The organism is Kitasatospora sp. NPDC040550, assembly GCF_055594965.1.
Genome location: NZ_JBVIWC010000021.1, coordinates 100,504 through 111,685, shown reverse-complemented (window position 1 = coordinate 111,685; position 11,182 = coordinate 100,504). Strand labels below are relative to the sequence as shown.

At 72.5% G+C, this 11,182-nt stretch carries 10 protein-coding genes and 1 pseudogene; 3 read left to right on the top strand and 8 right to left on the bottom strand.

All coding sequences use genetic code 11. The features are described 5' to 3' along the window. Nucleotides 1–230: 230 nt before the first annotated feature. The 3 genes from ACZ58X_RS28030 to ACZ58X_RS28020 form a co-directional block, all read right to left on the bottom strand. Nucleotides 231–686, bottom strand: coding sequence for a hypothetical protein (locus ACZ58X_RS28030; protein ID WP_470336362.1), 456 nt, complete (start codon nucleotides 684–686; stop codon nucleotides 231–233). 253 nt (nucleotides 687–939) lie between these two features. Then, nucleotides 940–3,036, bottom strand: a complete 2,097-nt coding sequence (locus ACZ58X_RS28025) for a phosphocholine-specific phospholipase C (protein WP_470336361.1) — start codon at nucleotides 3,034–3,036, stop codon at nucleotides 940–942. Nucleotides 3,037–3,247: 211 nt separating this feature from the next. Beyond that, a complete protein-coding gene (locus ACZ58X_RS28020) occupies nucleotides 3,248–4,150 on the bottom strand; it encodes an alpha/beta fold hydrolase (protein WP_470336360.1) in 903 nt (300 codons plus the stop codon). Nucleotides 4,151–4,207: 57 nt separating this feature from the next. Here ACZ58X_RS28020 and ACZ58X_RS28015 point away from each other — a divergent pair, with 57 nt between their 5' ends. Beyond that, nucleotides 4,208–4,789 carry a TetR/AcrR family transcriptional regulator gene (locus ACZ58X_RS28015; RefSeq protein WP_470336359.1) on the top strand — a complete coding sequence of 194 codons (582 nt, stop codon included), beginning with the start codon at nucleotides 4,208–4,210 and terminating at the stop codon, nucleotides 4,787–4,789. A 137-nt stretch (nucleotides 4,790–4,926) separates the two neighbouring features. Further along, on the top strand, nucleotides 4,927–5,415 hold the full coding sequence (locus tag ACZ58X_RS28010; RefSeq protein WP_470336358.1) for a helix-turn-helix domain-containing protein: 489 nt from the start codon (nucleotides 4,927–4,929) through the stop codon (nucleotides 5,413–5,415). A gap of 48 nt (nucleotides 5,416–5,463) precedes the next feature. Here the strand turns inward: ACZ58X_RS28010 and ACZ58X_RS28005 are convergent, their stop codons facing one another. The 5 genes and pseudogenes from ACZ58X_RS28005 to ACZ58X_RS27985 form a co-directional block, all read right to left on the bottom strand. After that, nucleotides 5,464–6,066, bottom strand: a complete 603-nt coding sequence (locus ACZ58X_RS28005) for a ClpP family protease (protein WP_470336357.1) — start codon at nucleotides 6,064–6,066, stop codon at nucleotides 5,464–5,466. A gap of 1 nt (nucleotide 6,067) precedes the next feature. Further along, the gene (locus ACZ58X_RS28000; RefSeq protein WP_470336356.1) at nucleotides 6,068–6,709 is read right to left on the bottom strand and encodes a ClpP family protease; all 642 of its coding nucleotides are present in this window, start codon (nucleotides 6,707–6,709) and stop codon (nucleotides 6,068–6,070) included. 141 nt (nucleotides 6,710–6,850) lie between these two features. Continuing rightward, the gene (locus tag ACZ58X_RS27995; protein ID WP_470336355.1) at nucleotides 6,851–7,048 is read right to left on the bottom strand and encodes a DUF397 domain-containing protein; all 198 of its coding nucleotides are present in this window, start codon (nucleotides 7,046–7,048) and stop codon (nucleotides 6,851–6,853) included. 13 nt (nucleotides 7,049–7,061) lie between these two features. Then, nucleotides 7,062–7,358: pseudogene (locus tag ACZ58X_RS27990) on the bottom strand (Scr1 family TA system antitoxin-like transcriptional regulator); the annotation flags it as partial. Nucleotides 7,359–8,401: 1,043 nt separating this feature from the next. Beyond that, nucleotides 8,402–10,030: a purple acid phosphatase family protein gene (locus ACZ58X_RS27985; RefSeq protein WP_470336354.1), complete on the bottom strand. Its 1,629-nt coding sequence runs from the start codon at nucleotides 10,028–10,030 to the stop codon at nucleotides 8,402–8,404. Nucleotides 10,031–10,455: 425 nt separating this feature from the next. Here ACZ58X_RS27985 and ACZ58X_RS27980 point away from each other — a divergent pair, with 425 nt between their 5' ends. Beyond that, entirely contained in the window at nucleotides 10,456–11,181 is a 726-nt protein-coding gene (locus tag ACZ58X_RS27980; protein ID WP_470336353.1) for a transglycosylase family protein, read from the top strand. The last annotated feature ends 1 nt before the right edge of the window (nucleotide 11,182 follow it).

Below are 11,182 nucleotides of genomic sequence, written 5' to 3'. Positions count from 1 at the left end.
GACGGAGATGACCTTGCGGCGGAAGTTGCCGGGGTATATCTTCTCCCCCCCCCCCCCCCCCTCTCCCCCCCCCCCCCCTCCCCCCCCCCCCCCCCCCCCACCCAGGTACAGGTTCTCGATGTGCCCGGCCTGTACGGCCGGTCCGCCGACGGAGACCCCGCTCATCGAGTTCGACGCTTCACTGACCACTCGTGCCCTCCCTCACGTGCAGGGCAACGAGCGTAGGGCAATCAGCCGACGGCGAGTTTCACCCGGCGGGAGTCGGCGGCGGCGGACGGGGTGGCGCCGATGTTGGAGACGGTGGCGATGAGGACGGCGTCCGCGCCGGGGATCCAGTTGACGGTCTTGGACTGGACGAGCAGCTGCCGCTGCTGCACGGTGCCGTCGCAGACGATGTCGGCCTCCGGGGTGCGGCTGGAGCCGAAGGCCTTGGAGGAGGAGTCCTCCGGGTCCTGCTGTTCGAGGGAGACGGTGAGCGAGCGGGCCTCGTCGGCGACCGAGCACAGGTAGCTGACGTCGACCCGGGCCCGGCTGGGGACCTTCGGGTCGATCACGACGTCACCGAGGGTGACAGTGGTAATGGCCGCATCCTCGGCCGGGGCCGCCAACGGGGCGGCGGCCTGGGCCGGGGCGGCGAGGCCGGTGAGGGCCGTGGTCAGTACCGTCAGGACGATCCACCGCTGCACTGCAACCTCCGGGGGTGTGGGGCGTGGTGCGGCTGACGCTAACCGCCGCTCCGCCCGCCCGCGCGCCGGGTCGTCCGATCGTCGTACGAACGACCCGGCGACGCTCCGACGACGACCCGGCGACGACCTGGCGACGCCCCGACGACGACCCGCCGGCAGCACGGCGTCACCGCCGTCGCCGCAGCCACACCGCCCAGGTCAGCGCCGAGCACAGCAGGTACGGCACCAGCAGCCGGGCGGTCAGCCGGGGCAGTCAGCCGGTGACGCTGGCGGCGCCGGTCTCCAGGTGGCCGGTGGCGCGGCGGCTCCAGGCGGGGTCGCTGCTGACGGTCACGGTGAAGTCGTACCAGCCCTGCGCGACGGTGACGGCGTTGAAGTAGTCCCTGACCGTGGCCCCCGGGGCGACCTGGTAGGTCCAGCTGCCGGTCCGGTAGTTGGTGGCCGTGATGGTGAAGGTCACCGCGCCGGTGCCGGTGTTGGTCATGGCGAACCAGAGCGCCGGCCGGCCGGTGTCCGGCGCCGGCGCGTAGGAGGTGGTGGCCTCGGCGGTGCGGCCCGCGGTGGTCGCGTTGCCGGCGAACCGGCGCAGGGTGCGGTTGGGGCCGAGCACGGTGAGGTCGTACTGCCCGTTGCCGGAGCCGGCGCCGATGTCGAAGGAGTCGCGGGCGCTGCCGTCGGTGCCGGTGCCGGCGTCGTACGGGGCGACGGTGTACTGCCGGGGGCCTTCGGTGCGGTAGGCGTTGGCGTGGATCGAGTAGTGCGCCCAGGCGGTGGCCTGCGGGCCCTGGTTGGCCAGGTCGATCCAGAGCAGGGTCCGGCCGTCGGCAGCGGACTCGATCCGGTCCACCCAGGCGTTGGGCTGGTAGGGCAGCGCGCGGGCGGGTTTGGTGCCGGGCTCCTGGACGGGCATGGAGTTGGTGCCGGGGCTCGGGTTGATCTGGAGATTGGCGGTGGCCTGGCTGATGGTGGCGCTGGTGTCGGGCAGCGCGGGCACACCGCGGACCGGGTTGGCGAAGTCGAAGGCGCCGGTGAGGTCGCCGCAGACCTGGCGGCGCCAGGTGCTGATGTTGGGGCAGACGGCGGGGGTGCCCAGGGCGGCGGTCCAGGTCTCCAGGAAGCGGATGACGCTGGTGTGGTCGTAGACCCGGGAGTCGACCCAGCCGCCGCGGCTCCACGGCGAGACCACGATCATCGGGACGCGGAAGCCGAGGCCGATCGCCGTGCCCTGGCAGAACTCGCCGGCGGTGCCGGCCGGGGCCGAGGGCGGGGGCACGTGGTCGAAGAAGCCGTCGTTCTCGTCGTAGTTGAGGAACAGGACGGTGGAGTCGAAGACGTCCGGGTCGGCCGCCAGGGCCTGCAGCACCAGGTTGACGAAGTGCGCGCCGTTCTCCGGCGGGCCGTCCGGGTGCTCGGAGAACAGCTGGTTGGCCACCACCCAGGAGACCCGGGGCAGGGTGCCGGCGAGCGCGTCGGCCCGGATCGCGGCGGCGATGTCGTCCGGGGTCGAGCCGGTGCCGGCGGGCACCGAGCCCATGCCGCACTGGGCGAGCGGGCTCGAACTCGGCGCACCGGTGAACTGGTTGAAGTAGGCGAGGCCGTTGTCGCCGAAGTTGTCGTTGGCGTTCTGGTAGACCTTCCAGCTGACGCCCGCGTTCTGCAGGGCCTCGGCGTAGGTCTGCCAGCGCAGGCCCGACTCGGAGCCGCCGTCGTAGGCCGGTCCGCCCGCGGTGCCGGCCGGGTCGATCGTGCCGGACCACAGGTAGGTGCGGTTGGGGCCGGTGGCCGAGAGGATGGAGCAGTGGTACGCGTCGCAGACGGTGTAGGCGTCGGCCAGCGCGTAGTGGAACGGTATGTCCTCGCGGGCCATGAAGCCCATGGTTCTGTCCGAGCCCTTGGCGGCGATCCAGGAGTCCATCCTCCCGTTGTTCCAGGCCTGGTGCTGGGTGGACCAGGAGTGGTCGAGCGAGCCGTCGCACTGTGCGAGCTGCTCGGCGCTGACGCCCCACCACCAGGTGTTCGTCCTGCTGAGCTGCCAGGGGTACTGCCGTCCGCTGCCGTTCGGCTGGTTGAACACGCTGGTGCCGCCCGCGATCTGCAGGGCGGTGCGGTCGCCGAAACCGCGCACGCCCCTCAGGGTGCCGAAGTAGTGGTCGAAGCTGCGGTTCTCCTGCATGAGCACCACGACGTGCTTGACGTCCCGGATCGTCCCCGTGCTGCCGGTGCTGCCGGTCGTGGCGTTCGTGGCGGCCTGCGCGCCCGGCACCGCGCCGGGCAGGGCCGTGTCCAGTCCGATGGCGGCGCCGAGGGCGGCGGCCGAGCCGAGGAAGGTGCGGCGGGTGACGGGTGACACGGGTGGCCTCCGAGAAGTCTGGACAACTCCGACGTCGGCGACTGTCGGGCAGCCAGATGGCTACCGACCGGTAGCCGGGTGGCGGAGAAGTTACACCTGGCCGACAGTTGACGGAAGGTCTCACACCGTCACCGGATCCGCCCGCCCTGCCGCGCCCGTCGCGGGCCTCGTCGTACCCGGCACCCTCGCCACCCCGGTCGACCGCCGTCCGCTACGCCGTCTCCCGCCCCCGTCCGACCGAACCGACGAAGGCCAGCAAGCGCTCGTTGACCGTCTCGGGCTGCTCCAGGTTGAGCCCGTGGCCCGCCCGTTCGAGGATCTCGGCCCGCACGCCCGGGATCAGCGCCGTCACCCGCTCCACCACCTGACGCGGCCGCAGCAGCGCGCTGCGCCGGCCCACCAGCACCAGCACCGGCAGCCCGATCGACCCCAACTCCCCGTCCGTGAACGGCCGGGCCGGCGGCCGGCTGCCTGGCTTGTAGCTGCGCATCGCGAGCATCAACGGGGCGATCATCTCGCGCGGCGCACTGAGCGCCGGGTTGGCCAGCAGCCGCCCGACCGCGGGGCGCAGCGGCCGCGGCGCGAGCATGCCGAACAGCCCGCCGATCATGTGGGCGTAGAACCGCGCGGGGACCTTCTCGATGCCGCCCGGGTCCAGCGAGGTGACGGAGGCGAGCCGCTCCGGCGCGTGGATCGCCTGGTTGAGCGCCAGCCAGCCGCCGTACGAGACCCCCACCAGGTGCACCCGCTCCAGCCCGAGCCCCGCCAGCACCTCCCCCAGCCACTCCGCGTTCTCCGCCGACCCGGGCGCGACGGCGCGCTGCACGCTGCGGCCGGGGTCGTCCAGGGTGTCGACGGCGTACACCGGGTGGTGCGCGCCGAGCGCCGCGATCTGCGGGTACCAGTTGGACGGGTGCCCGGCGTGGCCGTGCAGCAGCACGATCGGCTCGCCGGTCCGCGCGCCGTAGCGGTGGACGTGCACGCTGCCGTACCCGGTCTCGACGTCGAACTCCTGCCGCGGGCCGGGCCACAGCTCCATCGCCCGGTCGTACGCCTCGAGGAACTTCGCCTTCGCCGCCTCGCTGGTGAAGTGGCCGACGCTGGTCCTGGTCATGATCCCTCCCGGTTTTGATGGTATGGTTGTACCACAAAAACATCCGGAAGGAACCCGATGCCCAAGCTGGTGGACCACGAGGAGCGACGGGCCCACATCATCGACGCCCTGCTCCGCTCGGCGGCGAGCAGCGGCCTCCACTCCGTCACCATGCGCTCGGTGGCGACCGAGGCCGGCGTCTCCGTACGGCTGGTCCAGTACTACTTCGACACCAAGGAACAGCTGCTCCTCGCCGCCATGACCCGCCTCGCCACCCGGATGGGCGAGCGCGTCCGGCACCGCGTCATCGCCGACGGCGCGGGCGGCGACCCGCGCGCCGTCATCGAGGCGGTCCTGCTCGAAGCCGTCCCCACCGACGAGGAGAGCCGCGCGTTCCACCTCATCTACACCGAGTACGCCGTCCTCTCCGTCACCGACCCGGCCCTCGGCGGACAGCCCTTCCTCGCCGCCCCCGACGAGATGGAGGCCTTCCTCGCCGACCGACTCGCCGCCGCCGGGGCCGCCGACCCGCGCCAGGAGGCCGTCGTCCTGCTGGCGGTCTCGGCCGGCCTCGGCCTCAGCGTGCTGCTCGACCAGCGGACGGCGGAGGACGCCACCGCCGTGCTCCGCTACCACCTCGGCCGGGTCCTCCCCGGCTGACGCACGCCCTGGCCCCGGCCGGCTCCACCCGGCCCCCCGCCCCTGGCCCCACCCGGCTTCACCCGGCCCCACTCGGCTTCACCCAGGGCAGAACGCCGCGCCCTTCCCCCCGCGCCCGGGATCCCTAGGCTGGAGGGGTGAGCACTCATGCCCCGAACGAAGCCCGCGTCATCCCACTGCGCCCGCAGGCCACGCCGCCCGGCCGCAGCGAGTCCGGACGCGGCGAGTCCGGCCACGGCGCGTCCGGCCACGGCGAGTCCGGTCGCGCCCACCGGCCGGAACGCGCCCCGCAGCCGCCCGCGCCGAAGGAGCCGCTGTGGCGCGACCTCGTCGGCGACGTACTGCGGCGCGAACGGCTGTCCCAGGAACGGACGTTGAAGGACGTGGCGGAGAGCGCCCGGATCTCCATGCCGTACCTGTCCGAGCTGGAGCGCGGCCGCAAGGAGGCCTCCTCCGAGGTACTCGCCGCCGCCGCCAAGGCCCTCGGGCTCGGCCTCGGCGACCTGCTCTCGCTCGCCCAGGACGAGCTGACCCGGCACACCCGGAGCCGAATCGGCCACGGCCGGGTGAGCCACGGCCGCACCGCGCCCACGGCGCAGTACGACGGGCTCTGCATGGCGGCCTGACCGCACCGGCGGCCGGTACTCCCCCGTGGTACCGGCCGCCGCCCGGGCTCAGTTGAACGCGATCCGCCGGCTCAGCACCTCGTCCGCCAGCCCGTACGCGACCGCCTCCTCGGCGCTGAGCACCTTGTCCCGGTCCATGTCCGCCCGCAGCGTCGCCACGTCGTGCCGCGTGTGCCGGGACAGCACCTCCTCCACCTGCGCGCGGATGCGCACCATCTCCTTGGCCGCGAGGCTGAGGTCCGAGACCGTCCCACGCTGCCCGCCGCTGGCCGGCTGGCCGAGCAGCACCCGCGCGTGCTGGAGCACGAACCGCCGCCCGGGATCCCCGCCGGCCAGCAGCACCGCCGCCGTCGACGCCGCCTGCCCGACGCAGAACGTGGAGATCGGCGCCTGCACGAAGGTCATCGTGTCGTAGATCGCCATCAGCGAAGTGAACGACCCCCCGGGCGAGTTGAGGTAGATCGAGATCTCCCGCTCCGGGTTCTCCGACTCCAGGTGCAGGAGCTGCGCGATGACCACGTTCGCGACCCCGTCGTCGATCTCGGTGCCGAGGAAGATGATCCGCTCGTTCAGCAGCCGGCTGAACACGTCGTAGGACCGCTCGCCCTGCGCGGTCCGCTCGATCACGTACGGAACCGTGTACGACCCCATGTCACAACCCCATCCGTCGTCGGGACGCGGCCGGGCGGATGTCGGCGACCGACTCCACCACCCGGTCCACGAGCCCGTACTCCTTGGCCTGTTCGGCCGTGAACCAGCGGTCCCGGTCGCCGTCCCGGGCGATGGTCTCCTCGCTCTGCCCGGTGTGCTCGGCGGTGATCCGCTCGATGGCGCGCTTGGTGTACTCCAGGTTCTCCGCCTGGATCTCGATGTCCGCGGTCGTACCGCCGATGCCCGCCGACGGCTGGTGCATCATGATCCGCGCGTTCGGCAGCGCGAACCGCTTGCCGCGCGCCCCCGTGGTGAGCAGGAACTGCCCCATGCTCGCCGCGAACCCCATCGCCAACGTCGAGACGTCGTTGGGGATCAGCCGCATGGTGTCGTAGATGGCCAGCCCGGCCGTGACCGACCCGCCGGGGCTGTTGATGTACAGGCCGATGTCGCTGCGCGGGTCCTCCGCGGACAGCAACAGCAACTGCGCGCACACCCGGTTCGCCGACACGTCGTCGACCTGGGTACCGAGCAACACGATGCGCTGGGCCAGCAGTTGGGCGGCGAGGTGGTCGTCGAAGGGGCCGGGCCGGGTATCACCCTCCTCCGCGCGCGGCGCGAGCACGGTGGCGAATGGAGTCATCTGGTCCTCCTGGTCGAGGCGGAGCTGCCGTCCCCTCCACTCTCACCCCCGGACCGACCCCGGACGCCGTTTCTCTGCCCGCCGCAGATTCGCCAAGGGCAGAGCCCTTCTATCCCCCTTCATGATCGCCCCGACCCCCGCCTAGGCCGTCAGGTGGTCGAACTCCCCTGCCTTGACGCCGAGCAGGAGGGCCCGGAGCACATCGGGCGAGATTGAGATGATGGTGCCAGGGACATCGCTCTCACGGATCCAGATGCCGTCGCCGGAGACGTCGGCAAGGTAGATGCAGTTGGCGGTGTCGCCGCTGAATGTGGACTTCTGCCAGCTCTGATCGGCCACGATGGTTCCCGTCTCAAATGCTCTGGGCGATACGGCGGATAAGGTCGCGGGAAGCGTCAGGCTTGAGCGCGCTCGCCTCCAACCGGTCCAACACGGCTCGATACTTGATCAGCTGCGGTTCGGTGTCAATGAATTCGAACCGGTCCCCGTCGACCTGCACACTGTCCAACCGTGGGACTTCGGCGGCGAAGTACACGATCCCGGCACCAGAGCCCGGGAAGCTGCCGGTGCCGAACGGGATCACCCGCAGGTCGATGTGCGGGTACTCGCTCACGGTCAGCAGATATTCCAGCTGGTCCCGGGCAACGTCCGGACCGCCGCGACGGGTGGGTGGTGGCCTGGGGGCTCGCCGAACACACCGGCCCGACGCATGTGATCAGCCTCGACGGGCGGGCCCGCATGACCCTCCCCTCTGCTGACCGAGCCCTGCGCCACTTCGCCCGTCGGCCCGGCATCACCGCACGCCTGGTCTGGCTCGCCCCACCGGAAACCGCCGCCATCGACCGACCCGCGGCTGCCTGACCTCCCCCCGCTCAGGAAGTCGGCCCCGCCGCCTTCCTGAGCGGGGGGAGGCACTTCCCCGAGCGGAGATAACACGTTGTGATCCAAGAGCCGATGTTGTAAACAGACGGCGATGACGACCTTTCATTGCGCTGCCTGCGGTGAGGCTCTCACAGCCGCCCTCGAACCCCTTCCGGCCCATCCCCCTCGGCATCTGTTCGATGGGGTGCTCGTGAACGGTCGGCGGCAGGCCTCCCCTACCGTGGCTCCCGGCCGGTACGCCGTCGACCCGGAGCCACACGGGCCGCCGTTCGTGCCCGCTGAGAACCAGGACGAGTTCCCGCCCGCCTATCCGGGCGGCCCGTGCATCAGCGACGCCGACGGAGTAGTGGTCCTTTCGGCTGGGCCCCGGAACACCTTCGTCCTGCACCCCCAGGACGCGCCCGGCCTCACCTGGCATATGACACCGGGTGGACCACCCGGATGCTGCGGAGCCCCAGGCGACGGGCCGCCCAACCGGGCCTGTCGGTGCGGCGCTGTGGTCGGAAGCGAGATGTCGGACTGCTACACACCCTATGAGCTGCACCTGCTGCCCGACGCGGTTCGCGTCGTCTCCGACACCGCAACGAAGAGCCCCTGACCGCGCCGGGTCTCCCAGAACCCGTTGGGGGCGGGGGCGGTCCTGCCGAGGGCCAGGAGGAGTCCACGGAGTTCGTCCGCCACGTGCTGGGACCGCTCATCCCACCCTCCTCATCAACGCAGCGCGGACCTTTGGCTGGCAGCTGGTGCGCGCCACGGCGTGACTCGGCCCGCCGCGCTGGACCAGCGCGCCGGGCCTGCTGAGAGGAGCGGCTAGCGCCGGGCGGCGCTCGCGCGCTCGCCCTGCTCGTCGTCGTTCTCGTCCTCGCCCCAGCCGTCGCTGCGGTCGCGGTAGAGGGTGAAGCGGTCGTACAGGACGGGTGCCGGGAGCGGGTTGGCGGCGGTGGCCGGGACGGAGTGGTAGTAGGAGACGGTGATGGTGGTGCGGTCGCCGGGGTACCGGCCCGGGTCGACGTCGAAGACGGCGACGCCGTACGGGTACTTGGTGTCGGGGTCGGTGACCGCGGACCAGTGGGCCTTCTCCTTGGCGTCCGGGTCGGCCTTGAAGGTGAGCCGCTGGGTGCGGACGCTGGCCTGCCGGACGCCGTCCGCGTCGGCGGGCAGGTAGACGTCGTCGTGGCCGGCGGTGCCGCCGCCGCCGAGGATGAGGTGGACGGTGCCCTCGGAGGTGTCGATCTGCCGCAGGTCGTCGTCGACGACGGCGGGGGTGAGCAGCCCGCCCGGTTCGGTGCCGCGGACGGGGTGGGTGCGCTCGTAGTCGTGGTCGTGGCCGGCCAGCACGAGGTCGACGGAGTAGCGGTCGAGCAGCGGCAGCAGGTTCTCCCGGATGCCCATGTCGCCGCCGTGGCTGGCGGCGGAGGAGGACACCGCGAACTGGTGCAGGTTGACGACGATCCAGTCGACCGCGCTGCCGTGCCGGGCGCGTGACAGGACCCGTTCCAGCCAGCGGAGTTGGGCGCCCTCGCTGTAGCCGCTGATGTAGATGGACTGCCCGGTGGCGGGGTCGAGGCTGGCGTCGTCCTCGACGGCGATCTCGTTGCCGTCGAGACTGATGAACAGCACCGAACCGACCTGGAAGCTGTACCAGTTGCCGCAGTGGTCGCGGGTGCCGTTGTCGGGCAGTTCGAAGCGGGTCAGGTAGGAGGCGTACCCGAGGTCGCCGCCGCCCGCCTCGACCTCGTGGTTGCCGGGGGCGGGCATCCAGGGGCGGCCGGCGGCGGACTTGGACAGGTTGTTCATGAACGCGTTCCAGGCCTGCGGCTGGAGCTGCGGGTTGTTGTTGGCGTAGGCGAGGTCGCCGTTGAGGAGGTGGAACAGCGGGTTGAACTGTTCGACCTGCCGGACGGCGGCGGCGCCGTGGATGGAGGACTTCGCGAACACGTTGTCGCCGGTGCCGAGGTCGCCGAAGCTGGTGAAGCGGAAGGCGGCGCGCCCGCGGGCGGGGGCGGTGCGGAAGGTGCCGCGGACGGGCTGGGCGCCGTCGTGCAGCACCTCGTACACGTAGGTGGTGTCGGGGCGCAGCCCGTCGAGGCGGGCGTGGTGGGTGAAGGTCTCGACCTTGTTGAGGCCGTCGACGTAGCTGCGGCTGCTCGCGTCGACGCTGCGGCCGGCGCCGCCGCGCGGGGTGCCGATCCGCACCCGGGGGCGCTTCACGGAGGCGCCGGTCGCCCAGGAGACGGTCATCTCGCGGGAGGGTTCGTCGCCCCACTGGAGGTGGATCTGCTCCGGTCCGGGGGTGCCGGCGACGGCCGGCTGGGTCCACAGCAGGGTGGACGCGGGCAGCGCGACGAGCGCGCCGGCCGCCGTACCCGTCCGCAGGACCGTCCTGCGCGAAGGTTGCGCCGGGGGTTGCGCCTGGGGTTGTGCCGGGGAATGTGCCACTGCCGCCTCCTGAGCTCCGAGAAACGCCGAGGAGGCTCCCAGCCGGACGGTACGTCCATGCCACCACCAACCGTGCTGACGGCGAACGGCAGTTGAACGCTGGTCCGGACCAGCTGCTCGGTGCACCGCCACCGCGCCGACGAACAGCGCGTCACCGGGCGGCCCGTGCGGTGTCCTGACCGATCGGCATCGTCCGTCCGTCCCGCTTCGTCGAGTCCGCCGGGTGGTGTCCCCGGCCACTCCGGGAGTCGGCCCCCGAGGCGGGGGTGCGGCCGGATGGCCGCGGGCCGTGGGGGTGGTGCGGGACGGCCGAGCGGGTGACCTCCCGGTCGTGTCGGCGCCGACGCGCCCCACTCGGCGTGCGTCGGTTGGAACGCACCGCCTCCGGGTGGTGCACGCCCTGTCCCCGGACCTGAGAGCCGCCCATGCCTCCCACCCCGCGCCTCCGCCGCCTCGTTCCCACCGCGCTCTGCGCCCTCGCCGTGGCCCTCGCCGCCCCCGCGGCCCACGCCGCACCCCCGGGCGGCGACCGCGGGGCCGACCCGGGCGGGAGGACGGACGGCGGCCGGTACGACTGGGAGCGGGTGGCGGACTGCGAGAGCAGCGGCAACTGGCACATCAACACCGGCAACGGCTACTTCGGCGGCCTCCAGTTCGACCAGCCCACCTGGCGGGAGAACGGCGGCCTGGCCTTCGCCCCGCGCGCCGACCTGGCCAGCCGCGCGGATCAGATGGCCGTCGCCCAGCACCTGGCCGAGCGGCGCGGCCTCGCCCCCTGGCCGGTCTGCGGTGCCCGCGCCCTGGGCGGCCACGCCCACGGGACCGCCGCCCAGGGGCGCGACGACGATCGCGACCGGACCCACGACCGGACTCACGACCGGTCCCACGACCGGACCCGCGACGAGGAGGCCGCCGAGGCCACCCGCGACCACGGGCGCGACGCCGTCCTGCCGCCGCCCGCCCCCGGCTCGGCGGTGGACGGCCGGTGGACCGTCCGCGAGGACGACACCCTGGACCAGCTCGCCGACGTCCTGCGCGTCCCCGGCGGCTGGCCGGCGCTGTACGCGCTCAACCGCGACACCGTCGGCGAGGACCCGGACCTCATCCAGCCCGGCCTGGTCCTGCGGCTCCCCTCCGGACTGCCCTCCTGAT

Coding starts and splice junctions, on each gene's coding strand:
- ACZ58X_RS27980 (WP_470336353.1), top strand. CDS start 10,456: ATGCCTCCCACCCCGCGCCTCCGCCGCCTCGTTCCCACCGCGCTCTGC.
- ACZ58X_RS28000 (WP_470336356.1), bottom strand. CDS start 6,709: ATGACTCCATTCGCCACCGTGCTCGCGCCGCGCGCGGAGGAGGGTGAT.
- ACZ58X_RS28015 (WP_470336359.1), top strand. CDS start 4,208: ATGCCCAAGCTGGTGGACCACGAGGAGCGACGGGCCCACATCATCGAC.
- ACZ58X_RS28020 (WP_470336360.1), bottom strand. CDS start 4,150: ATGACCAGGACCAGCGTCGGCCACTTCACCAGCGAGGCGGCGAAGGCG.
- ACZ58X_RS28005 (WP_470336357.1), bottom strand. CDS start 6,066: ATGGGGTCGTACACGGTTCCGTACGTGATCGAGCGGACCGCGCAGGGC.